The organism is Alteromonas sp. C1M14 (assembly GCF_018860965.1).
Classification (GTDB): domain Bacteria; phylum Pseudomonadota; class Gammaproteobacteria; order Enterobacterales; family Alteromonadaceae; genus Alteromonas.
Window position 1 is genome coordinate 461,300 of sequence record NZ_JAHKQF010000015.1, and the last position, 23,950, is coordinate 485,249.

18 protein-coding genes are annotated in these 23,950 nt (G+C 45.8%); 8 read left to right on the plus strand and 10 right to left on the minus strand.

Annotation, left to right across the window (positions count from 1 at the left end; genetic code table 11):
• Positions 1–178: 178 nt before the first annotated feature.
• The gene (gene modF / locus KO501_RS14425) at positions 179–1,627 is read right to left on the minus strand and encodes a molybdate ABC transporter ATP-binding protein ModF (RefSeq protein ID WP_216030365.1); all 1,449 of its coding nucleotides are present in this window, start codon (positions 1,625–1,627) and stop codon (positions 179–181) included.
• A gap of 89 nt (positions 1,628–1,716) precedes the next feature.
• A complete protein-coding gene (locus KO501_RS14430; protein WP_216030641.1) occupies positions 1,717–2,481 on the minus strand; it encodes a SapC family protein in 765 nt (254 codons plus the stop codon).
• Positions 2,482–2,957: 476 nt separating this feature from the next.
• On the opposite strand from KO501_RS14430, the gene KO501_RS14435 reads away from it, so the two are divergent.
• Entirely contained in the window at positions 2,958–4,172 is a 1,215-nt protein-coding gene (locus tag KO501_RS14435; RefSeq protein ID WP_216030366.1) for a dipeptidase, read from the plus strand.
• Between the two features lie 37 nt (positions 4,173–4,209).
• Here KO501_RS14435 and KO501_RS14440 read toward each other — a convergent pair whose 3' ends face one another.
• Positions 4,210–5,919, minus strand: a complete 1,710-nt coding sequence (locus KO501_RS14440) for a potassium/proton antiporter (RefSeq protein ID WP_216030367.1) — start codon at positions 5,917–5,919, stop codon at positions 4,210–4,212.
• Positions 5,920–6,207: 288 nt separating this feature from the next.
• Complete coding sequence (locus tag KO501_RS14445) at positions 6,208–7,230, minus strand: alpha/beta fold hydrolase (RefSeq protein WP_252728430.1); 1,023 nt, start codon at positions 7,228–7,230, stop codon at positions 6,208–6,210.
• 554 nt (positions 7,231–7,784) lie between these two features.
• On the opposite strand from KO501_RS14445, the gene KO501_RS14450 reads away from it, so the two are divergent.
• Entirely contained in the window at positions 7,785–9,917 is a 2,133-nt protein-coding gene (locus tag KO501_RS14450; protein WP_216030368.1) for a diguanylate cyclase, read from the plus strand.
• 17 nt (positions 9,918–9,934) lie between these two features.
• On the opposite strand, the gene prsR is transcribed toward KO501_RS14450, so the two are convergent.
• From prsR to KO501_RS14470, 4 genes are all read right to left on the minus strand, one after another.
• Complete coding sequence (gene prsR / locus KO501_RS14455; RefSeq protein ID WP_216030369.1) at positions 9,935–11,296, minus strand: PEP-CTERM-box response regulator transcription factor; 1,362 nt, start codon at positions 11,294–11,296, stop codon at positions 9,935–9,937.
• A gap of 40 nt (positions 11,297–11,336) precedes the next feature.
• Positions 11,337–13,364: an XrtA/PEP-CTERM system histidine kinase PrsK gene (prsK, locus tag KO501_RS14460; protein ID WP_216030370.1), complete on the minus strand. Its 2,028-nt coding sequence runs from the start codon at positions 13,362–13,364 to the stop codon at positions 11,337–11,339.
• 39 nt (positions 13,365–13,403) lie between these two features.
• Positions 13,404–14,528, minus strand: a complete 1,125-nt coding sequence (locus KO501_RS14465; protein WP_216030371.1) for a beta-ketoacyl-ACP synthase III — start codon at positions 14,526–14,528, stop codon at positions 13,404–13,406.
• Between the two features lie 233 nt (positions 14,529–14,761).
• The gene (locus KO501_RS14470; RefSeq protein ID WP_216030372.1) at positions 14,762–16,540 is read right to left on the minus strand and encodes a choice-of-anchor I family protein; all 1,779 of its coding nucleotides are present in this window, start codon (positions 16,538–16,540) and stop codon (positions 14,762–14,764) included.
• A gap of 331 nt (positions 16,541–16,871) precedes the next feature.
• On the opposite strand from KO501_RS14470, the gene KO501_RS14475 reads away from it, so the two are divergent.
• Positions 16,872–17,669 carry a M48 family metallopeptidase gene (locus tag KO501_RS14475; protein ID WP_216030373.1) on the plus strand — a complete coding sequence of 266 codons (798 nt, stop codon included), beginning with the start codon at positions 16,872–16,874 and terminating at the stop codon, positions 17,667–17,669.
• A 44-nt stretch (positions 17,670–17,713) separates the two neighbouring features.
• Here the strand turns inward: KO501_RS14475 and KO501_RS14480 are convergent, their stop codons facing one another.
• Positions 17,714–18,565: a mechanosensitive ion channel domain-containing protein gene (locus tag KO501_RS14480; protein WP_216030374.1), complete on the minus strand. Its 852-nt coding sequence runs from the start codon at positions 18,563–18,565 to the stop codon at positions 17,714–17,716.
• 795 nt (positions 18,566–19,360) lie between these two features.
• On the opposite strand from KO501_RS14480, the gene KO501_RS14485 reads away from it, so the two are divergent.
• The 5 genes from KO501_RS14485 (at position 19,361) to ruvX (ending at position 23,633) form a co-directional block, all read left to right on the plus strand.
• Complete coding sequence (locus KO501_RS14485; protein ID WP_216030375.1) at positions 19,361–20,089, plus strand: 16S rRNA (uracil(1498)-N(3))-methyltransferase; 729 nt, start codon at positions 19,361–19,363, stop codon at positions 20,087–20,089.
• Between the two features lie 70 nt (positions 20,090–20,159).
• Positions 20,160–21,578: an ATP-binding protein gene (locus KO501_RS14490; RefSeq protein WP_216030376.1), complete on the plus strand. Its 1,419-nt coding sequence runs from the start codon at positions 20,160–20,162 to the stop codon at positions 21,576–21,578.
• Positions 21,579–21,683: 105 nt separating this feature from the next.
• Positions 21,684–22,649, plus strand: a complete 966-nt coding sequence (gene gshB / locus KO501_RS14495) for a glutathione synthase (RefSeq protein ID WP_216030377.1) — start codon at positions 21,684–21,686, stop codon at positions 22,647–22,649.
• Entirely contained in the window at positions 22,646–23,212 is a 567-nt protein-coding gene (locus KO501_RS14500; RefSeq protein ID WP_216030378.1) for a YqgE/AlgH family protein, read from the plus strand. Before gshB ends, KO501_RS14500 begins: the two co-directional genes overlap by 4 nt.
• On the plus strand, positions 23,205–23,633 hold the full coding sequence (gene ruvX, locus KO501_RS14505) for a Holliday junction resolvase RuvX (RefSeq protein WP_216030379.1): 429 nt from the start codon (positions 23,205–23,207) through the stop codon (positions 23,631–23,633). Before KO501_RS14500 ends, ruvX begins: the two co-directional genes overlap by 8 nt.
• Here the strand turns inward: ruvX and KO501_RS14510 are convergent.
• Entirely contained in the window at positions 23,630–23,950 is a 321-nt protein-coding gene (locus tag KO501_RS14510) for a DUF2007 domain-containing protein (protein ID WP_216030380.1), read from the minus strand. The genes ruvX and KO501_RS14510 overlap by 4 nt on opposite strands.

Below are 23,950 nucleotides of genomic sequence, written 5' to 3' on the forward strand. Positions count from 1 at the left end.
GTCAAGGAAAAACATGGCTGAAACCCGCGTAAATAGTGGGCTAAGCACTGTTCATACATACAGATAATGTAACAAAGTGTCTGAAAAACGTGCAGAAATATAGTCAGTAACGAAGAAAGATAAAAAGGAAATAAATCCCTTCACACCAAAACCGGGGTGGGTGAAGGGAGTAAAGGGGTTATCGAGAGGGTGAGAAGTGCTGCATATCCAGTACGTTGTCGATACCGGCAATTTTGTCTTCACTGTGGTGATTCACATACAGTAAAGTGCTTTCACCGGTTTGGGCCAGCATGGCAAGCAGTGCCAGAATTTTTAAGCGGTTAATTTCATCAAGGCCATTGCAAGGTTCATCCAAAATTAACAAGGTGGGGTGTTTTACCATGGCACGTATAATCAACAGCAAGCGTTGATCACCGAAAGACAACCCTTGAAACGGCGTATTGGCTTTATCTTCTAACGCCACCACACGAAGCCATTCTTTGGCTAGCTGTTTCTGCTTGGCTGTGGGCTGCTCATAAAGGCCAATACTGTCGTAAAAACCTGATAGCACAACATGAAGCACGGAACAATTCACCGTATATTGAAGATGGAAACTGTTTGAGACAATGCCTAGGTGCTGTTTGATGTCCCAGATGCTCTCTCCCGAACCACGCTTGTAGCCAAACACCGTTAACGCATTGGTGTAGCAATGTGGATTATCGCCGGTGATCATAGACAATAAACAGGTTTTTCCCGAACCATTGGGCCCAACGACCTGCCAGTGTTCACCTTTTTTAACTCGCCAGTTCAAGCCCGAGAAAATAACCCGATTATCGTAGCTAACGTGGCCATCGTGTAAGATCACCAAGTCATTGTCTGCCCCCTGCATGTTGGGCGAAAACCGTAATTCATCTCGCTCGGGCAAGGACGAAACCGGTTGATGAAGATGAAATAGCTGCTGTAGATGGGCAATGTCGTCACCAATGGGGGTGTCTGGCGTCGATTGCCAGGCAATACGGCCTTCATCCATCAATACCACACGTTTCATAAAAGGGGGAATTTCACTGATCCGATTCACCACTAACACCAGAGTAACCTGCTGAGCCAGTTCCTCTAGATAACCTGTGAGGAACTCACAAGATGCTTTATCCAGCCCGTCCCAAGGTTCATCTAACACAAGCAAAGATGGCATATCCAGTAACGTTTTTACCAATAACACTTTACGTGTTTCACCGGTGGACAAGCCAAGAAATGCATTGTGCAGAAAATGGCCCATGGATAAGCCCGCTATCAGGGTGTCCAATTGAGCCTGTTGCTGTGGTGATAAAATCGCGCCCTTTTCGGTAATGATCTCAAAGGCAGGGGTAGGCTCGGGAACAACATCAAGAATATCTGCATCATCTTTTTGCTTTTCTTGTGCAATTAATGCCTGTTGCTGAGCGACGCTAACCCAGCCTACGCTTTCACTTAGTTGTCGCCTACCGGCTTCAAGTTCGCCTTCACCGGCAATCACCGCCGCCAACGACGACTTTCCACTACCATTGGCACCGACCACGGCAGTATGCTGTCCGTCATCACAGATAAAATCATCAACACGATACTGATAATCTTCAGATAACCTAACCTTGGCCTGTGAAATTTCTATCATTTCTTCTCCTGACATAAAAAAAGCGGGCTAGGCCCGCTTTATCGCTATTACTGTTTGCTATTTCTAAGGATAATTAATCCTCAAAAATATTAAGCGTTCTCAGCAGACTCTGGTTCTGGCTGTGCCGCAGTGATCTGCATATTAGCAATGGGGTTTTCGGTGTCGTTAGACAGCTCAACCAAACGGTTAAGTTGGCCCATAGACATCATGATGGCATAGAGTGCGCCTAAGAAGCCCTGTTTGTGCAGCTCAACCACTTTTTCTTCTGGCAACTCAATTAAGCGTTTTTCATTGATGCTCATCATGCCAGTAACATTGCGCTGCTGACCGTCTTTGTAGGTCAGGCGAATCTGAATAGGATCCAGTAAGTTTAGGTCGATGACTTGCTTAATAAAACGCTGAGTCATCATTTCACTGTTTGCCAAGTCACCAAGGAACTTTTGACGGTTTTCCAAGAATTCAGCCGGTTCGCCGTCTTCTTTAAACAGAGGCTGGCCTTCTTCTTTACCCACCAACTCACTGTTTTCGTCGATATAAACGCCCAACTTTTCACCTTCAGGGCGAATATCGAACGGATAACGAAGAATATTCATTGGTACGTGTGGGCCTTTCCATTTGTCAGTAAGCAAAAACAAGTTCTGACCTTGTTCCATGCCCAACATTGCCACTGTGTGGTAACGCTCTGATTTAGGATCTTGAATAAAAACAATCGGCATAGATGAAGCTAATTGTGCATATTCGCGGATAGAAGCCGCTGATAAATGGGTATCTTTTGCAAACGCAAACGCGTTGCTTACCGCTACTTTTATATCTTTATGATTTTCTTTGTTTAGCGGTACGTAGTTTATCGCCATAATTCTTTTCTCATTACGTTTATTGGTGGTAATCAATAAGTGAAATTCGCCAGGGAAAGCCCTTGGATGAAAGCCTGCAGTTCCCGCGTCTATGACCTTCAACACGTGCGGTCACCAGGTTCTCTTAACACTGCTAAGCAGAGGATTACCACGAAGATTAATTTGCTAGCCTGCTTTAGGCACACATGCGACTGCGACAGGTTGTGAAGCAGTATCCCGTATTTAAACCGGTAAGTCACGCGGGAAAACCATATCAAAATTTAAACTTTTATTACACGTCCTAATGACCGAAAGACGCAGAAAAAGGCATTATCTGTGTTTTTTTGCCTTTTTAGACCATCAATACAAGCCGGATCATTGAGGGATTGGATAATATTCCGTAATCTGATGTCACCTGTGCTTGCACAGGCCGTATTGGTTTTAAAAATTTAAGGCCTTTACACTCTTCTCACACTAAAAAGAAAAAAGGAAATAACATGGGACGCAAAGGCAAAAAGCCACTTGCCATTCTAATACCCGCTCTTCTTTCGCTAGCAAGTGTATCGTTGCAGGCTGCGGATGTACCAGTGGTCTCTGATGAAGCCAATCGTATCGCGCAAGAAACGATTATCGTTGACGGTCACATTGACGTGCCTTATCGAATTCATCGTCATTGGGAAGATGTCAGTATGGCCACACAAAGGGGGAACTTCGATTACCCTCGGGCGCGGCAAGGCGGATTAACGGCCCCCTTTATGTCAATCTACGTACCGGCCAGCTTGGACAACTCTGAAGAGTCCACCGCCGTGGCTCACCAGTTGATTGATTTGGTGGAAGCCATGGTCTATCGCTCACCGGATAAATTTGCCATTGCAAAATCCGTGGCCGATGTAAAAGAGCAGTTCAAACAAGGGCTGATTTCCTTACCTATGGGCATGGAGAATGGCTCTCCCATCCAAGGTAGCATGGAAAATCTAAAAACCTTTTACGAGCGTGGCATCCGGTATATTACATTAGCCCACTCTTTATCTAACCATATCGCTGACTCTTCCTACGATTTACGCCGTCAATGGCATGGCCTTAGCCCATTTGGTAAGAAGTTGGTGGTAGAAATGAATAATCTGGGGATCATGGTCGATATATCCCATGTCTCTGATGAAGCTTTTTATCAGGCGGTAGAAATCAGTAAAGTCCCGGTCATTGCGTCTCACTCCTCCTTACGCAAATACACCCCAGGGTTTGAGCGTAATATGGATGACACCATGGTGAAGAAACTGGGCGAGAACGGTGGCGTCGTTATGATTAACTTTGGTTCCAGCTTTGTTTCAAAAGAAACCCAAGACTGGCGCGCGAATTACACCAAGCAGAAAAACAAACTAATTGACGAAGTGGGTAAAGACAGCCCCTTAGTTAGCGAGTTTGATGAAACTTTCCGTGCTAAAAACCCGTACCCCTACTCCACGTTGAGTCAGGTACTCGATCATATCGACCACGTTGTAGAGCTTATTGGTATTGATCATGTGGGTATTGGCTCTGATTTTGACGGCGTAGGCGATTCTCTTCCCATTGGTTTAAAAGATGTTTCCACCTACCCCAACCTTATTCAGGGCATGCTAGACCGAGGGTATAGCCGCGAAGACATTGAAAAGGTGCTCAGTGGCAATTTATTACGTGTGTGGTCTGACGTAGAAAAGTACGCTGCAACACACTAGTTCTCATGCCTTCGACCGACACCATCGGTCGGAGGCATTATGGTTCTCTGCTATATTGAACCGCCACAATCTGCCCTCGCCTCACCGCTTTTACTTCAAACACCCCGTTTTCCAATGTCAGCACTTCACCATCACTGACATCACGACCACCGAGTTGTTGTTTTAAAAACTCATCCAAGGTAGACGTATGCTTCGACGGAAATTCAATACCGTAAGAATGGCTGATATCTTCCAAACGCGCCGCCCCTTTTAGCACCAGATAGCCACTAGCAAGCGCCACCTCTCCTAAACTGTTAGTGTGAGAAAAGATACAGTCTATGAACGGCCTTAAACCCGGTTTTAGCAAGATGAAGATATGATCGCCCGCCATCAATACCGATGATCCTCGAGGCGGAAATACCGCACTTCCCCGAGTTATCATTGCCACCACCGCCCCCTCAGGCAGCGCCAATTCCGCCAGCGTACGGTTTACCGCACGAGCCGAATGCCCCAAGGTATACTGAACAATATCCACATCTACGTCGCCCAACGCACTGATTTCCAACGTCGCCGCCGGCGTTACCGGAGCATCTTCTATTAGCTTTAGACGCTTGGCCATCCAGGGTAAAGTCGATCCCTGCAAGGTAGCGGAGATTAAAACGACGAAAAATACCACGTTAAAAATAAGATAGGCTTGAGGTATATCGAACAACAACGGAAAAATGGCCAAAATGATGGGAACTGAACCCCGTAGCCCTACCCAAGAAATAAGGGTAATTTCTCTGCGGTTAAACCCGGCGAAGGACAAAAATGGGAAGACCGCTAATGGGCGCGCAATAAAGATAAGCGTCGCGGCTATTAGTAAGCCTTCTAACCAGATATCAAGTAATGAAGCAGGATTGACCAACAACCCTAACATAACAAACATGGCGATCTGCCCTAGCCATGCGATACCATCATGAAACATAAATGTAGCGCGTTTTAAAACAAAGCGGTTGTTACCAATAAACACACCTGCGATAAACGTGGCTAAAAACCCGCTGCCGCCCAAGCTCGCTGAGATGCCGAAGGTTAATAAACCGCAAACAGCCACCAGTACCGGGTAGAGTCCTGCAGCATCGAGGGTAATGCGATTAATCAGTTTTACCGCTAACCACCCTACGCCAAGGCCGACCACCGTCCCCACACCCATTTGTTGAATGAACAGAATGGCCAAATCCCAGCCGAAGTCCATTTGGTTGGTAACAAGTTCAAGAATACCCACAGTAAGAAAGATAGCCATGGGATCGTTAGATGCACTTTCAATTTCAAGGGTCGATTTAAGCCTTGAATTAATATGAATACCGGCGTTTCGCAAAATGGAGAAGACAGCGGCGGCATCCGTTGAGCCAACAATGGCACCAAGAAGCAGGCCCACCTCGAGGGGGATCCCAATAATATACGCGGCGGCTACCCCGGTGACACCGGCAGTAATGGCAACCCCAAAAGTAGCCAGAAAGGACGCCGGCTTCCAGACTTGTTTTATTGAAGATAACGACGTTTGTAGGCCGCCATCAAATAGAATTAAAGCTAATGCGATGGTACCAAGTGCATGGGCCGTTTGCGCGTCATCAAACGCCAAGCCTAAGCCATCTTCTCCAGCCAGCATACCCACCATTAAGAACAAAACCAGCAAAGGTAGCCCCAATCTTGGGGATAATTTACTCGCCAAAATTCCCACAAACAGCAATACCGCAGCAATGAGAATTTGATAATCAATAGCGAACATGTACACTCTTCCCTTCCTGTTTCCCCGCTTTTACCACCAATACAGATACTAAAATAATGCCTGAACCGCAATCTTGCGGGCAACAATGGTGTTTATTAAAAAGCCGTGGTTTGATCTATCGCAGTATTTACGTCGATGACAGCTGCCTTTTCACACTAAAGGGTATTGGCCAAGGTTTAAAAACCACTATCAATTAACGCACTTGTTTCTTTACTGCTTTCTTTTGCCTTATATATGGCGACAAAACTTATCTTTTCAACCCTTTATCTAGCAAAACCAATTGAATGGCTAATTATTGACAAATGAATCCATCATCATAATCATCTGACTAAACAACGGGTTTTTACTGGGTACCGCACATGGATCTCTTAAGTCTATATTCTGTTTGTTAAAGTGCATGTCATTCACCATAGATTGATTGATCACAAGGTTGGCATGACACAATTTATAACTTTCATCGATGACAAATAATGTATTGGTGGCGGTGGTATGGGCTAACAGGTCTTCGACGCCGCTAATTGGCGTGGTTGCATCGGCTTGCGAGTGCGCGGCAAACACCGGTACATCAATGGTTTTACCCTGTTCAAATTGCTCTCGAATGTCGTTAATGATTTCCATCAATTCAAGACCGGCAAAGCTTGCAATGGTAGGGTATTTGTAAGGGTTAGGGCCCTGGGTGATGTAATCGCCGTCAAGCAACCTTGCTACCCATTGTATCCCCCAAATACGAGAAAGCTTTTCCACACCACTATCGAGTGCCAACGCACCAGAGAATAGCAGGATACCTTCAATTCCTTCGGGATGATGCAAATACTGTTTTACCGCCAATGCTCCTCCTGTTGAAAAGCCACCTAAATATATTTTATCGCCCAAAGACGGCGCAATCTTCACCACATCACTGAGATGGGCCGACCAGCGTGCGGCCAGTTCACTGTCACTCATCTCATCATCTGCATCCAATTGACCGTGGCCAACATTAAGGGGAACGATAACATTCATTCCTTCATCGAATAAGGCTTGGGCGATACCACGCATGTAGAAAGGCGAGTCACTAAGACCATGAAGCAACACCACCACTTTTTCTGTGGGTTTTGCGTGATGCAGAATATAGGGTGCATTGCCGTCGTTTCGTAAAGCCGGTGAACAAACGCTAAAACGGGAGGATGTAGGGTTAAGGCAAGCGCGTACTTGTCCAAATCGTTGTTCATACAAGGCACTAAACTTATCAAATGCGTCATCAAGATCAGGCTGCGCATACGTGCACGCACTGAACATCATCAACAACATTGATACCACGGTAGCTTTTACCAAGCATTTCTCCTTAACCGAAGTTATTCATTACAAAAAGATAATACTAACAGTATCCCAGCACAATTAGAACGCGCGCCCGTTCTGTCAACGCGGCTGGGGCGTCCTGCCAACCCAAGCCCGTAAAGTAAATCTTAAGGTATATGTAAATATCCCTATATATTTTAAAACATGCTACCGATTTTGTCGTGAAATCATTATGATGAACCAGCAAAAAATACGGATTTGCATCACTCTGGCGCAGGCGCAGTCATCTCTCATCATCGTTCCCCCTAGCGGATGTCAGATAAAAATACCCCCCCTGCTTGCCAGAAATGAAACTTAATATTAAAGTGCAGAACCAAGCACTTATAAGAAAATTGAATAACGAGTATTTGTTTGTAAAAAACAAACTCTTTGAAGTATTACTTAAAAGCATGACAATGGCTTACTATTGTGGAATGGATGACACAGCGATAAACAAAGTCTGATCCGGCGATTACCTTTGTAACAGTTCGGTTCTAGGAAGGAGAAAATTCACTTTTTTCCACGAATGTATTTTTCATATTAGGATGATTATGAGAAGCCAATTAGTTGGCAGCTTACTGTTTTTTTGTAGCGTCATGCCACTTGTGGTTCACGGGCAAGAGCAAACTAAACAAGCCAATGAAATAACCGGGTTATTGGAACGGATACGTTCCGCGTATAATGCAGGTCAACTGTCGGTAGCAGAATCCCTTGCTGTTAGTCTGCTAAAAGAAAACGCGCCGGAGACCGAACCATTAAAAAACGCAGCGATTCAGTATGAACTAGGCAAAATTGCCCGTTTACAAAGTAAATATAAATTGGCCAATACGTTTTTTGCCAATGCTGAGGACACCTTCAAAGCCCACGAAAAATTCAACATGGTTGCCAAAGCCATGGCTGAGCGTGGTCAAATTAACTACTTACAATCTCAGTATGCCCAAGCCCTTACGCTTTTTAACGAGGCCAAAACCCTTTTTACCGAACAAGGCGATGCCCATGGTGTCGCCTTACAACAACTCAATATTGGGGTATTACTTCACGCCGAAGGTCAGTTCGATAAAAGCCTTTTGGCGTTACAAGACGCCCTAACCGTTTTCAATAACAGGAACGATAACGAAAAAATCGCTAGAACATTATCTGAAATCGGGAGTGTTTACCTCGATTTGGAAAAGTTCGATGAGGCCAAAACCTATCTGGAAGACGCGCTGAGAATTAACAAAGAACTCGGTCGCACCTATGAAATGGCGAGAACCCATAGTGTTCTGGGTGAACTGTATTTGAAGATGGGCAACCATAATGCGGCAGAAGACAATCTGCTCGCCGCCTTTTCAGCGTTCAGTGCCATGAACGCCCCTCTTGATCTCGAATCAGCGCAAGCCTCGTTAGGCCGTGTAAAAATAGCCAAAGGGGAATACGCAACCGGGCTTAAATACCTAAGCAATGCGTTAGAAGAGGCACGCGCCCAGGGCTACTCGTCATTGGCCACACAGATCCACCTGGCTTTATCTGATGCTTTTTTGCAGCTAAAAGATACCGAACGGGCGTTAAAACATAGCAACTGGGCATTTTATCAAGCCGAGCGCCACGGTGAGCTAAATGCACAAATTCTCGCCCAAGAGAAAACCATACAAGCTTATACCGTCCGAGAAGACTATCAGCACGCCTTTGAAGCCCTCAACGTAAAAACCGCATTAGAGGCCAAACAACTAGACGTCAACCAATCGGTGATACTGGCAAAAGCAAACGCGCAAATTGAAATGCAAAGGCAAGCGCAGGCTTTTGAAATTCAAGAAAAAAACCGCAGTGTAGAACTGGCGAATGTGCGCGAACAGAACTTGCAAAACATGTTAGCGTTAGGCAGTTTAGTGTCTTTGTTGCTGTTTATTTTTCTGTTGTGGAGCAGGTACAACCAATATTTACAAAACCGGCGCCTAGCCCGAGAAGTAAAAAATAGAACCAACGAATTAGAACAGAAAAACCAGCAACTAGAAGAGGCTTTTCACGCCCTTGAACAAGTTAGTATGCGTGATCCCTTAACCGGTTTGTACAACCGAAACTTCCTCAATGCCCAATTACCCGGTGAAATTCAGCGGGTACAACATCACTACGCGTCGAAAACCGACGATACAAACATACCCAATAGTGATTTAATCTGCTTTTTAATAGACATTGATTACTTTAAACGCATTAATGACGAGCATGGTCACCTCGCGGGAGATCGATTCCTCACCCAGTTTACCGATATTCTTAAAGAGGTATTTCGTCAAACGGATTTGCTGATCCGTTGGGGTGGTGAAGAATTCTTAGCCGTGTGTCGTAATGCTAACCGAGAGGACTCTGTTGAACTGGCTGACAGACTGTTAACTGCGGTAAAAAACCATACGTTTTCCCTTCCCGACGATACCCAAATTAAGGCGACGTGCAGTATCGGCTTTTGCGCACTCCCCTTATGCCGACGTAAACCCTTTGATTTAGATTGGCCTAAAACCTTCGCAGTGATGGATTATTGTTTATATGCGGCCAAGTTGTCCCAGCGAGACTGCTGGGTAGGCGCAGTGGAGGCATGTGCGGATAAGCCGCCGAAGGCCTACCCTAACAAATTGGAATCGAAATTTGGATTATCCGAAACCATGTTAAAAACGTCATTAACGAATTTTGCCAGTATTGAATGGCCAGCTGACTAGCTGGCCTTCATTGGCGGTTACACCCCTGTTTTAATATCTTCCATGTGATATTTATCAATCAAGGAATACAAGGTAGGACGGGTCACGCCCAGTAACTCGGCAGTTTTCGACATATTCTTATCTGCCGTCTGATAGGCCCGTCTTATAGCTCGACTTTCTGCTTGCTCTCTAACTTCTCGCAAGTTGAGAGTTTCGATTTCGTTATCACCTCGGGGTGGCATAAGCCCTAAGTCTTCCGCTTGTACCACCGTCCCTTCTGCCATAATCACCGCTGATTTAAGCTTGTTTTGCAATTCGCGGATATTACCCGGCCAGCGATGGGCTAGCATGGCCTGCATGGCGCCCTCAGAAAAGCTCTTTGCTTTGGCATTGAACTCTTCGCGGTAGATAGTTAAAAAGGTGCGGGCCAGAAGAATAATATCTTGCTCTCGCTCCCTTAAGGGCGGAATAAAAATGGGGATTTCTCCGATCCGGTAATACAAATCTTCACGAAATGTCTCATCGGCTACCATTTGCTGCAAATCTCGGTGTGTAGCACATATCACCCTGATATCTACCGGAATTTCACTTCTACCGCCCACTCGCTCGATAACCCGCTCTTGCAAAAAGCGCAGCATTTTTGCCTGCAACCCGATGGGCATATCACCAATTTCATCAAGAAAAAGCGTTCCGCCTTGGGCTGTTTCTATTTTACCTAGCGTGGTTTTATTGGCGCCGGTAAAAGCGCCTTTTTCATAACCAAACAATTCGCTTTCAAGCAGTGTTTCCGGTATCGAGGCACAGTTGATAGCCACGAAAGGTTTATCCTTACGTGGACTGTGTTCATGAATACTTCGGGCAAAGACTTCTTTACCAGTACCGCTTTCACCTTGCAGCAAGGTACTGATATCAGTTCCGGCTATCTTTTCGGCTTTGCGCATGACGGTTTGAATGGCATCTGAATTACCAATAATCCGCCCCATAGCAGGACGAGCTTTGGCCAAGATTTGGTTTTCATGCTCTAGGTTGGCAAGATTAAGCGCCCGATTCACTAATAATTTGATAGTGTCAGAATCTATGGGCTTTTGGTAAAAATCGTATGCCCCTGAATCAATGGCTTTTAATGCATTTTCTTTATCATTATTGCCGGTGACCACAATGACTTTTGTCCGTGGTGCCAGTGCCATGATTTCATCCAGCGTTTTCAGTCCTTCTGAGGCATTGGCAGGATCAGGCGGTAACCCAAGATCAAGGGTAACTACTTTCGGTTCATAGCGACGTAACTGGGCAATCGCTGAGCTTCTATCATCAGCAAATACCACGTTATAGTCGGTAAAACTCCATTTCAGTTGTTTCTGGATGCCAAGGTCATCATCGACAACGAGAATCGTATCCGTCATTGTACTAATCCCATCTTTATAACTTCATTGAGGAATAGATTTAATCCAGTGGAAACACCAGAGTAAAGCAACTTCCTTTGCCAACTTCACTCTCTACCAATAGTTTGCCACCAATAGATTGCATATAATTTTTTGCATCAAAAGCACCTATCCCCATACCTGCATTGCCTTTCGTTGTATCAAAAGGTTTAAACAGGCGCTGGTCGATAAAGGCTTGCTCCATACCGCAACCATTATCTTTTATGTGCACCAATTGACGCTGATTTTGTTCATCACATGAAAGAGAAACCGTCACCGTTCCGCTGTCGGGGGTAGCCTGTTGTGCGTTACTCACAAGGTGATAAATAACATTAGTAAACTTTTCTGGGTCCACCACAACTTTTTCTTCGCTGTCTATGTGGATCTCCGGTACAGGCTCTAATGATTGGCATCGACTGTCAATTAACTTTTCAATTAATACCGAAAGATTGTGTGCCGAGAACACGCCCACCTCATCTATCTTCTTCTCTGTCAATTGACGTAGCATCTTGTCCATACGCGCTTTGGTATAATGCAGGGTTTCGAAGGTGTCTTCAATAAACTCTGGATTATCTTTATGTTGCTCGGCATTACATAAAATGAGATCGATTTGCGCCATCACATTTTTCAAATCGTGTAACACAAAGGCGGACATACGGTTAAATGCTGCAAATTGAGCATTTTCGGCCACTGCGTTGGCAGCTTCATGATGATAAAGATAGGTCCCCACCTGTTCGGTGACAGCATTAAGATAATCCCGCACTTCCCAGTTTAGCGCCAATGCTTCGCTGTCTTTTGTTTGCAGTAGCGCCACGCCCCAAATTTCATCTTGTTTAAGCAACGGCAGCACAAGCTGAAAGCGGCACCGTTTTAGCGCTTCTCGATCCAGTTGTAAGCCATCATACTCAAACGGTTTAGACGTATATTCAGAAATATCAACTAACCACCCGGTTTTGACGCAAAAGGGCGTCAATTGGTTAATGATTCGCTCCTCTTGTGGCAGCAAATTGCCCATGCTTTCACAGGCTACCGTTTCTAGATCCATGCCGGTTGTTTTTACCAAACAGCCAGTTTCGTAGTTAATTGCACCTAGCAGGCCTTTAAGGGCAATTTGGTACACATGGTTTTTATCTTCCGGTGGCGAAGACAATGCCTTGGTCAGTTTCACCCACTCAACCCGATAATCGAATTGGTTGGCGAAAAAATGCTTGGTAATAAATACCTTAATACGGGTACGAAAACCGTTTGATAACACTAAGGTAATCAGCAATGCCAGCGAGAGCACCACCAAGACGGTTTGAATGGTGGTCGACCAACTTCCGCCAATAAAATTCACGATATAGCCCGCTGATGCCATTACCATCAGGTAGATCCCAGCGACCAATAATAATGAGCTGTGAAGTACCACTTCTCGGGAGATAAAAATATCTACCCCCCAATGTTTTATGCGTCTTATTGCCACCACCAACAAGGGCATCATAATAAGATAGATATACCCTCGGGAGACCAGATAAACCAATTCCACCTTGTTCACCATGGTGGCGTTGGCATACATAACGAACTCGAAAAGATGCATGGCCCCGAGGTATAGCACCAAGGGTTTAAATGCCCATTGGTTCTCTCCTGACTGACGAAACATGACTTCAAGTAAAATTAACACTTCTAATGACAGCACAGTGAGGAATAAAAAGCGCCATTCAGCAGGCACAGGGGTTATCAAAGGCAACAGCAGCGCCACCGCTGGAGGCGCTAAAATAGCCATGGTAGCTGGCCGCCGCAATACATCCCATAGGGTACTGAAATCGTCTCGTAAACAACCGGCGATAAATAGCAACCACACCATTTGTTTAAGGGTATCTGCGGTTAACAACTGGTGCATTGAAATGGGGCCGGTTAGCAAGGTAATGAAGCTAAGCGACCAAATCAGCGTGGCCAGTGTGGCCAGTACCAGCAAGTGTTTTGCTAAACCGGGTTTACGCACCGTAAACAGCAACAACAGCAGCACCAAATACCCAAAAGCGCTAAGGCCATAGCCAATGTCTGAAATCATAACGTCCCTTTTTTTAGCCCTGTATACCGCCGTGACTCTTTAGCAACGGCGAATGACTAAACTGCCAATGGAATAACCCGCGCCAAAAGAGCATAACACGCCGATATCACCGACAACCAAATCGTCATGATGCAATGCCAAGGCAATAATCGATCCGGCAGAGGCAGTATTGGCATATTGGTCCAGCACCACCGGCGCTTCATCTGCTGTGGCTTCCCGGCCTAACAGCTTCTTACCAATAAGTAGATTCATATTAATATTGGCTTGGTGCAGCCACCAGCGGCGTACATCAGCGGGTGTGAACCCATGGCTGGCCACGTGTTCCTCTAGGTGTTTTGCCGCCATCGGACAAACTTCTTTAAATACCTTACGCCCGGCCTGATGAAACAACTTATCGGCACTGTAAGGATCTCCATCGTGGGTCCGGCTCATGTAACCAAAATTAGAACGTATATTATTTGAAAATTGGGTAACCGCTTTGGTACTGAGAATTTCAAACAGCTTGTCGGAGTTAGCACTGTCTTGCGACTCTATCACCGTGGCTGTAGCCACATCGCCAAAGATAAAGTGACTGTCTCTATCGGTATAATTGACCTGCGGAGAGACCAACTCTGGATTAATGACAAGCACGGCCCGAGCGGTGCCGGCTGCCACCATCTCATAAGCACGGTGCATACCAAAGGTTGCGGCAGAACACGCCACCAACATATCAAAAGCAAACCCTTTTATGCCTAAGCGTTCTTGTACTTCAATGGCAATGGCCGGATACGCGCGCTGGGTATAAGCACAAGAAACAATGACCGCATCAATATCTTCGGGCTTTTTGTTTGCATCTATAAGCGCTTTATTGGCTGCGGCCAACGCAATTTCTGCTTGTTGGGACAGCTCGTCATCCCCCCGTTCAGGAATGGCAGGGCGCATACGGGAAATATCCAGGGCACCGTCTTTTTGATAAATAAAACGTTGCTTGATACCCGAGGCTTTCTCAATAAATGCAGCGCTAGAATGGGTTTTGGCCTCTTTGCTACCCGCCGCAATTTCCGCAGCAAACTGTTCGTTGTGTTTGTCCGCATACTCATTGTAACTGGCAACTAATTCGTCGTTAGTAATAACATGTTCTGGTGTCCACAGGCCCACACCACTAATCACTATCTTTTTAGACATGTAATATTCTCTTGTTCTCGTCTGTGGCTTATCGGTCAAGCCTCAGCCCGTATTTCACCGGAACCCCCGGCTATTAACGGATTTTATCGGCCTCTAGCTTAGCGTTTTAGACAAGAAATGTCATGACGCAAATCAGATGGGACGACAAATGAGAACAGGATCCGGCACCTAGAACCCTGTGCCGGACAATGTCAAAATATACGTACTCACTTCAAATTATAAAGTGTCGCTTGCTACTGCGCTAATACTTGCCATACGGTCACCGAGCCACTGATTTCATTGCCACTAATTAGCAATGCTTCGCCGTTAGGGCTATTTTCAGCAGGGACAAATACCAGTGACTCTGGCGCAAGATCACCGATATTATCTTCTGCTTTTAACCCTTCGGTGAGATCCCGGTTGATGACGTATTCGACAAATGACACATCGTAAGGATTGGTCACATCATAAACAAAAATGCCGCCCATGCGTTCAGTACCCACAAAGGCATAAGTTCGGTCTCCTAATGTGCCCACAGTAATGGCTTCAGGCTCAGGCCCTTTATTTTCAGAGCGGCTGTCCCCTTCGTTCTCATCATCGCCATTGTTAAAGGCACCTTGATGCACCGAGGCCGTGATACGTTCAAAGTCATCGCCGGAGTCAAATACCACCTCACCATTTTCATCCCAGATGGTGAAAGAGCGAGCACCATAGGAATAGGCAGCATCATATTCACCGTCGCCATCTGCATCGCCCATGGCCAAGGTCACCCGCAAATCATCAGCTTCACCGGTTGCTTGCAACAAGGCCAGTGCCGAGTTTGTTTCAGCGTCGAGATCTTCCACTTTCACTTCATCGGTATAAGCAAGGCAATCGCCGTCATCATAATCTAAGCCGCCCGCAGCTAAACAACTGTCTTCGTCGTCAGCATCAAACACGTATTCTCTGGCATCCCCTTCATTGGCCGTAAGCAAAAAGGTGGCCTCTTTCCATGTCATCTTGGTAATGGTATCTGGCATATAGACCCCATACAGGCCCTCATATTGACCAAAACTCACACTGCTGTTTTCTTGAATATCGATTTCATAGGGGCTCCAATCCTTAACACCTAACCCTTTAATGCTCACGGCCAAGGTATCTAAATCAATCACCGCAATACCGTTATTTTCCTGCAAAGTCACATAGGCCGTCTCATTGGTAGCCGTGATATATTCAGGCTCTAAATCCATAGCCACGGTGGTATTGATGGCCACACCATTAATGGTGCGTCCCGAAGGGTTAGGAAATTGCATGCCCATGGCTTCGAGTTCAGTTTGTTTATCGTTAAAAAGCTCAAAAGACACCGTACTTGATGCATCGGCAGGCACCCCATCGGTGATGGTGATAATGCTCACCGACCCTTCAGGATCATAGGTATAATCTGCTGACGGCTCGCCTTCATTGGCAACCAGCGCTTTGCTGGCATCTGGCGTAAAGGTAACGTTATCGGGCAAATTACCCACTTCCACCGCCTTAAAAAAGGTTGGCGTCGCAGAATTCAATCCTTGATAAAATAATACGAACCCATTGTCACTTTTTTCGGCGGCGGGGATCGCCACCGCCAGTAGGTCACCTGCTACAGCGATACTGGTGAGTCCATCAAGCTCAACACCTTCAATATCGGTGGGCAATGTCAGTGCTGTGTGGGTTAAGTTGGTTTGGCTTTGGGGTGACGTCAGGGCCTCGCCTGTCAACCCCGCGATATCAATAACAGAAATCGTACCGGACTCACCATTGGTGGCGTAGATGGTTTGAGTATCGGGATGATATTGCACAATTTCTGCCGCCCCTTCGCCACCTACCACTGCGCGCCCGACAACATTTAGCGTCACCCCAAGACTGGCATCATTGCCATCACTACCGGTGTCCCCTTGCTCACCTTGGGAACCTTGCAGGCCTTGAGCGCCATCATCACCATCTAAACTACAGCCAGACAACGCCGTTGAAATTAATAACCCGAGTACGCCCGCTTTAAATGTATTCTGTACCAACATGTGTGTTCCTATCTCTTTTTTAAAATACGTATGTGCTGCTGGCCTTATCGGCCGCTAAACCTCTCTAATCTAGGGATGCTGTATGACAGGTTCACGACAATAGTGTGACGATTTAGTCTCAGTTTTTTTACCTCGCTAAAGCGGTCATGCTCTAAGCACGAGGAGAAAGTGAACCATTCCTTTCCCCAACTCGAAAAAGCACTGTAAACTAAACGTAAAGAAACAATGGATTCGGCAATCAGTCTGCCTGTGTCATTGCCATTTTGATAAAGGCAACACGAAAACAGCCCATGATGATCACGCCGGCGCCAATCTAGAAAAAGGAATAGACATGAAAAGCAGGTTAAAATCCTTTGCCACCGCAGGATTCATCACAGTGCTGTGTGCGTGTGCCACATCACCCACTGGACGTAACCAGATGTTACTGTACTCAGAAACCCAAATGGCCGAGATGGGCGGACAAGCATTTTCTAGCATGAAAGAAGAACTTAAAGTATCCAGTAAACAGGTAGAAAACAGTTATGTGCAGTGCGTGGCTAAATCTCTGACCCCCTATGTACCGCAAAGTGTCTTTAGCGGTGAATGGGAAGTGGTGGTGTTTGAAGATGAGCAGGTTAATGCGTTTGCGCTACCTGGGGGAAAAATTGGGGTTTATACCGGATTACTCAATGTGGCGAAAACCCAATCACAACTGGCTGCGGTCATAGGCCATGAAATTGGCCATGTTATTGCACACCATGGTAATGAGCGCATGTCCACATCCACACTGACTAATTTGGGTACCCAAGCCGTTGCTCAAGTTGTTAATGCCAATGAGGTGGCATACAGCGGCGCGATTATGGCAGCCATCGGTATGGGATCTGAAGTGGCCATTACCTTACCCTTCTCTCGCACCCATGAGTCGGAAGCCGATTTAATTGGCCTTGCCTTAATGGCACAAGCAGGCTTTGACCCGAGAGAATCGGTGACACTCTGGCAAAATATGGAAGCGGCCAGTGGTGGACAGCAGCCCATCGAGCTTTTATCTACTCACCCTGCTCCCCAATCAAGAATTGAAAATCTGCAAGCCAACATGACCGCAGCCCTTTACGATTATGACAAGACCGCTACCCGCCCTAATTGCAATTAAAAAAAAACGCCACATAAGTGGCGTTTTTTAACGTACCTGTTTAATTAGGCATTTTCTTCACTGTCTGTTTTGTGAAGATGCACATCCATTTGTGGAAACGGAATAGAAATACCTTCTTGGTCGAAGCGTAGTTTAACCGCTTCAGTAAAGTCGAATTTCACGCCCCAAAAATCAGACGCTTTAACCCAAGGACGAACAACAAAATTCACGCTGCTGTCTGCCAGTTCGGATACCGCTACAGTGGGTGCTGGATCTTGTAAGATACGATCATCAGCGGCCACCATTTCGTTAAGAATGGCTTTCGCCTTTTTCAAATCAGCATCGTAACCAATACCTACAACCATATCCACACGGCGAGTCTCTTTCGCAGAGAAGTTAGTAATAGTCCCGCTGTAGATAGCCCCGTTTGGAATGATAATTTCTTTATTATCAGGGGTTGTCATTGTGGTCGTAAAAATACCAATTTTGTTTACTGAACCTGCAGTACCTGCGGCTTCAACAAAGTTACCGGCTTTAAACGGCTTGAAGACTAACAACATGACACCCGCGGCAAAGTTCTTCAAAGAATCTTGCAACGACAAACCAATGGCTAAGCCAGCTGCACCTAAAATAGCAACCAGTGATGTGGTATCAACGCCTAATTGATTAAGTGAGGCGACAATCACGAAGAGCATCAAAATAGCGCTAATGATAGATTCTAAGAAATCCACCAGCATTTGATCGTATTTCGATTTCACCATTACGCGGCGAAAGACAGAAAGCAATATCCCAACAACGATGCGGCCTACAATAAAGATGGCAAGCGCCATTGCAATATTGATACCCCATGGAATTGCGTACGTGTTTATGTATCCTTCAATATCTGAAGCACTAAACATTGATAAATTTTCTTCCATTTTATTTTTCCTATTTAAATGTTACGCGAGTCGTCCCACCATGCGACGCTAAGATACCAATTGATTGATATATAGCGCAATAGTCCAGAACGTTTTTCTATATTATACAATGGTATAAAGAGGCATAATTAACAGCGATGTAATTACCATCATATTTGTGTAATGGCCAGCGGTTAAAATCCCTCTTATTAAGATGGTTTGAAAAAAGCGTATTTCTAAACAACTGATTTTAAGGCTAATAACAAAATTGAATAAATCCAGCTTCGTTAAAGGCTGTATTTTTCCTTTTTTTGGTCTATATTCTTGTCTCATTTTCTTACTGCTCCAGTGAGGAAGTGATAGGAAACACTAACCAGATGTTCGGAATAAGTGATGTTCCCCGACTGGGCGTTATCTGATGCAGGATTATCAGAATTTATCGCTCTGGTGTGTCTGGTTGTTTAGCTATCGCCATTTTCGGTTTGCTAAAATAAGGGATTTAAACATGTTATTTCTATCGGCACTTTTTGTAATCATACTTCTTTTGCTCGCATTTGCGCTCACTGCAGACAAAGGAAAGCACACCATTCACGCCCGTCGTAACGGTCCCAAGCCTGACACAAAATCAATCAGTAAAAACACTGATCCCAATGGCGTGCAAGTCAACTAGCCTTTTCATCGCCACGTAGTAATCAGCTACTTATTGCCATTGTCTGCAAACCCCGTATGAGATTGAGACAACACGGTGGACATTGCGTCCGCCGTGCTTAAGTCGGTATCATATGCCAAGACGATTAATTCAATGTGGTATTTGTAATGCGTATTCCCCGCCTATTTCACCCTGACCCCATCCCCTTAGACGAAGAATTCTTACTCAGTCATGATGCCGCCCATCATGTGGGTACCGTGCTGCGTTTAAAAGCGAATCATCCCATCGTTCTATTTAATGGCGATGGCAATGAATATAGTGGCCAAATTATCGCCGTTAATCGAAATAAGGTACATGTAGAAGCTGACGCTTGTCTTGCCATTGGCAAAGAATCTCCGTTACCCCTGCATTTAGGTCAGGGAGTATCTAAAGGCGACAGAATGGACTGGGTATTACAAAAAAGCGTAGAGCTTGGCGTCAGCCACATTACTCCTGTCATCACCCAGCGTTGCGCGGTAAAGCTTGATGAAAAGCGTTGGGAAAAAAAGCTACACCAATGGCAAAAAATCATTATTGGAGCATGTGAACAATGTGGACGAAATACCTTGCCCACGGTACACAAGCCACAAACACTGAATCAATGGTTAGCCACATCGACCCAAGCTTCTCGCCTTGTACTGGCTCCTAATGCGGCTCACCCATTAGCAAAAGTCAGCTACGCCACCCATGGCTATCGATTACTCGTAGGCCCAGAAGGCGGCTTAACAGAACAAGAAATTCATCAGTCACTGGAAAGCGGTTATGTGGCCGCTGGCCTTGGTCCTCGCATCTTGCGTACCGAAACAGCAGCTATCTCTGCCTTAAGTATTCTGCAAGCCATTCACGGCGATTTGTGATGGATGCTTGTTTTATATAGATAAACACGTTAATAATTGTATTGGCTTATAAAAATAATAATGTCTCGCAATGATGAATGTTGTTTATTCTCGTAACATACCGCAGATAGAAACGGGTCAACTCGACACGTCGTTAATCTATGGCAAATGCCTAGAAATGGTGCTAGAAAGCGCGCCACTTGCGAAAGTGACAGAGCGTTTTTTGCGCCATGTAGAGGCTAAATTGCCACACTATCAGTTGGCCGTTATGCAGTTGGTGCAGCAAACGCAAACCTTATCAGTTCTTGCCGCGCCATCGCTATCTGCCTCCCAATTAGATGCCATTGATCACGTTGTCATTAGCCAGCAGACTACCCCCTGTGCGGTTGTGGCGCAGTCAAAACAACCCCTGTATATCGAAAATATTACGGCTTATCCCAAATGGCGCACGTTTTCCGCCACGTTACCTCAATCAAGGGCGATTAATTTTTGGTCTTTTCCACTGCTTCACGATAATCATTGCATTGGGACGTTAATGGTCACCGGCCCTTACCAACAAGCTTCTGAGTTAACGTCCCTTGAGCCCTTTGAGCAGGTTTGCCAGCAATTAACTAAATTATTTGCCTATGCCGAGTCTCAGCAAGAAAAGGCGCGGACACAATGGGCCCTGGAAAAAAAAGCAAAGCGCCATGAAACCCAAATCGCTAGCTTAACGGCCAGTTGTGAGCGTTTATTTAGCCAGTTGGCACAATTAGAATCTGCCCAGCTAACGCATCCGGTGCCGCCGAGTCTGCGTTTGGCGACCACACACCTGTTAGGGGATATTCGATCCATGCTAGACATGTCAAATTCCTTAAACGGGTTTTTACATGTTATCGCAACACAGGCATCTCAAGGCCTTGGGAATAAAACCCCGGATCACAAGCTGCAGCAAAAACTGCGTCAATCGGCCAATCGAGGGATAGCAGAAAACACGCTTTTATCGGTGAATTTACACAACCGCTTGCAAACCTTTGAACGCTTACTCAACGATATTGCTGAAAACCCGGTACGCACCATTAATATCGCCGAGACGTTAATGCCAATACTGCAATCGGTGACCTCATTGCCCTCCACCAATGCAATGGGTTGTATCACAGTAGATAGTGAATTAACCGCCATGTTGCCGGTGGGTACCTTTACTCAGGTGATTTTTGAACTGGTGTCCAACACCGTACGTCACGCCTATATCAACAGTAATCACTGTCAATTTTGGATAACGGTGGCGCTGACTCGCAGAGGCAATACAACCATGATGAAAATCGTGATTGAGGATCACGGTAGAGGAATAGGCAAGAACACGGACGATAACGGCATCGGCCCGACCCTAACAGATGACTTTGCTAGCCATAAAAAAGGCTTGGCCACCTGCGCCCGTCTTGTAAAACAAAAATTAGGTGGCAGTATTCACTATGACAATGCGAACAGTGCTGGCAGTCGCTTTTATCTGTATTTTCCCCTACCTCGCTAATCAATCCGCTTAAACACAGCTATTTTCGCCCTAACACAGTTGATTTTATTCGTATGATCGCCATAGTAAAGGTAACTTGATCCCTGCAAAAAAAGAGTATCACACATGAAGTATGCCGTTGGTTTTATCATGGACCCAATTACGTCCGTTAAGCCCCATAAAGACACTAGCTTTGCCATGATGCTAGAAGCCCAGAAACGGGGCGCTACCGTATATTACATGACATTGTCTGATTTGTTTTTAGACAACGGCAAACCGATGGCTTCGGTTCAGGAAGTGATCGTCAGGGATCAGGCGCAGGATTTTTACTCCCTTTCTCCGGCAAAGACGTTACCGTTAGGTGAAATAAACGTACTTATGATGCGTAAAGATCCTCCCTTCGACAGCGAGTTTTTGTATGCCACTCAGATGCTCTCTTTAGCGGAAAGCGAAGGTGCCCTAGTGGTGAATAATCCACAGGCGTTACGAGACTATAACGAAAAATTATTCACATCTTGGTTCCCAGATTTGATTCCGCCTACCTTGGTAGCACGAGATCCTCAGCGAGTACGAGAATTTCATCAACAGCATCAAGATATTATTTGTAAGCCACTTGATGGCATGGGCGGCACGTCCATCTTCCGGGTAAAATCCGATGGCAATAATTTAGGGGTGGTCATTGAAACCCTTACACAAAACGGTACCCAACAAATGATGGCTCAGGCTTATCTACCCGCCATTAAAGATGGCGATAAGCGAGTTTTAATTGTTGATGGAGAAGTGATGCCCTATTGCCTTGCCCGTCTTCCCACCAAAGGGGAAACTCGGGGTAACTTGGCTGCTGGCGGTACCGGCAGACCCCAAGCCATCAGTGAGTCTGATCGAGCATTGGCCGAGGCGATTGCGCCGGTATTAAAAGCCCACCGCATTCTGTTTGTTGGCCTTGATGTGATTGGCGATCGCATAACAGAAATAAACATTACCAGCCCCACTTGCGTAAGAGAAATAGAAAGTCATTTTGACATTAGCATCATGGGTAAACTTTTTGATGCAATCGAGTCAAAATTAACCGCCAACGGGAGTATTGGATGACAGAATTAAAAACATTGCAAAATCACTTTCTTATTGCCATGCCATCGCTGGAAGATCCGTATTTTTCCCGCTCTATCACCTATATTTGCGAACATAACGCGGAAGGGGCAATGGGCATTGTTATCAATCAACCGTCGACGATGACGCTAAAAGAGTTACTGGAACAAACCGATAAAGACGCAGAGTTTTCAAACGATACCGCCGAGCAGATCATTTTGGCTGGCGGCCCGGTGGGACAAGAAAGAGGGTTTGTGCTGCATACCGACCAAGGGGAATGGAGCTCTAGTTTAACTCTTGCGCCCAATGTGGTTGTCACTACCTCTAAGGATATTCTCTCTGCCATCGGCCACAAAGACGGTCCGGATAACGCACTTATTGCGTTGGGCTATGCGGGATGGGAAGCTGGGCAATTAGAAACTGAGATGCAAGAAAATGCTTGGTTAACCATCGAAGCGGATACCGATATTTTATTTACGACTCCCATCCACAAAAAATGGCAGGCGGCGGTGCAGAAACTAGGCATTGATGTATGGCAACTCACCCCGGGTGTAGGACATGCCTGATATTGGTTCACGTACGGTACTTAGTTTCGACTTTGGCACCAAAAGCATAGGCGTAGCTATTGGTCAAGAGATCACAGGCACAGCGTCTCCCCTTTCAGCGTTAAAAGCGACTGATGGGGTGCCCGATTGGGCGAAAGTACAGCAACTATACGACAACTGGTTGCCTAACCTGGTTGTGGTGGGTTTACCGCTTAATATGGACGGCACCGAGCAGCATGTTACACAGCTGGCAAAACGTTTCGCCAATCGGTTACTTGGCCGCTTTAAGGTGCCCGTGGAAACCTGGGATGAACGTCTATCCACTGCCGACGCCAAGGCCATGCTTTTTGAATTAGGGGGCTATAAAAAACTCACCAAAGAAAAAGTAGACAGTGTGTCAGCCTGCGTGATTTTCACCAGTTGGGCAGAAAATCAATATTAGTCGTCGTTAACCACCCGCGACGCCTGACACTTCCAACACAAATCAAAATGCCCTTCATTTTCTTCCAGGCAGTGATTGCAGCGCCAACGAACTGGCGCAACCTCTGCAGGATTTAACGCCGATACAATGCGTGCAGCTTTATCGTACCAATCGTCATCCACTAACCAGACTTCCAGTTGTGCATCCTGCCAGGGAAGTTCTCCTACAGCACCACTGGCATATTCATTTTTGATAAAGTGGGGAATACCTTCCCGTTCCAGCTCGCTGCGCAATTGCTGAATTAAAAAGCGATCATCATGGCTAAATAGTTTAAGCAT

Coding starts and splice junctions, on each gene's coding strand:
- modF (WP_216030365.1), bottom strand. CDS start 1,627: ATGATAGAAATTTCACAGGCCAAGGTTAGGTTATCTGAAGATTATCAG.
- KO501_RS14430 (WP_216030641.1), bottom strand. CDS start 2,481: ATGGCGATAAACTACGTACCGCTAAACAAAGAAAATCATAAAGATATA.
- KO501_RS14435 (WP_216030366.1), top strand. CDS start 2,958: ATGGGACGCAAAGGCAAAAAGCCACTTGCCATTCTAATACCCGCTCTT.
- KO501_RS14440 (WP_216030367.1), bottom strand. CDS start 5,919: ATGTTCGCTATTGATTATCAAATTCTCATTGCTGCGGTATTGCTGTTT.
- KO501_RS14450 (WP_216030368.1), top strand. CDS start 7,785: ATGAGAAGCCAATTAGTTGGCAGCTTACTGTTTTTTTGTAGCGTCATG.
- prsR (WP_216030369.1), bottom strand. CDS start 11,296: ATGACGGATACGATTCTCGTTGTCGATGATGACCTTGGCATCCAGAAA.
- prsK (WP_216030370.1), bottom strand. CDS start 13,364: ATGATTTCAGACATTGGCTATGGCCTTAGCGCTTTTGGGTATTTGGTG.
- KO501_RS14465 (WP_216030371.1), bottom strand. CDS start 14,528: ATGTCTAAAAAGATAGTGATTAGTGGTGTGGGCCTGTGGACACCAGAA.
- KO501_RS14470 (WP_216030372.1), bottom strand. CDS start 16,540: ATGTTGGTACAGAATACATTTAAAGCGGGCGTACTCGGGTTATTAATT.
- KO501_RS14475 (WP_216030373.1), top strand. CDS start 16,872: ATGAAAAGCAGGTTAAAATCCTTTGCCACCGCAGGATTCATCACAGTG.
- KO501_RS14480 (WP_216030374.1), bottom strand. CDS start 18,565: ATGGAAGAAAATTTATCAATGTTTAGTGCTTCAGATATTGAAGGATAC.
- KO501_RS14485 (WP_216030375.1), top strand. CDS start 19,361: ATGCGTATTCCCCGCCTATTTCACCCTGACCCCATCCCCTTAGACGAA.
- KO501_RS14490 (WP_216030376.1), top strand. CDS start 20,160: ATGATGAATGTTGTTTATTCTCGTAACATACCGCAGATAGAAACGGGT.
- gshB (WP_216030377.1), top strand. CDS start 21,684: ATGAAGTATGCCGTTGGTTTTATCATGGACCCAATTACGTCCGTTAAG.
- KO501_RS14500 (WP_216030378.1), top strand. CDS start 22,646: ATGACAGAATTAAAAACATTGCAAAATCACTTTCTTATTGCCATGCCA.
- ruvX (WP_216030379.1), top strand. CDS start 23,205: ATGCCTGATATTGGTTCACGTACGGTACTTAGTTTCGACTTTGGCACC.
- KO501_RS14510 (WP_216030380.1), bottom strand. CDS start 23,950: ATGCTTAAACTATTTAGCCATGATGATCGCTTTTTAATTCAGCAATTG.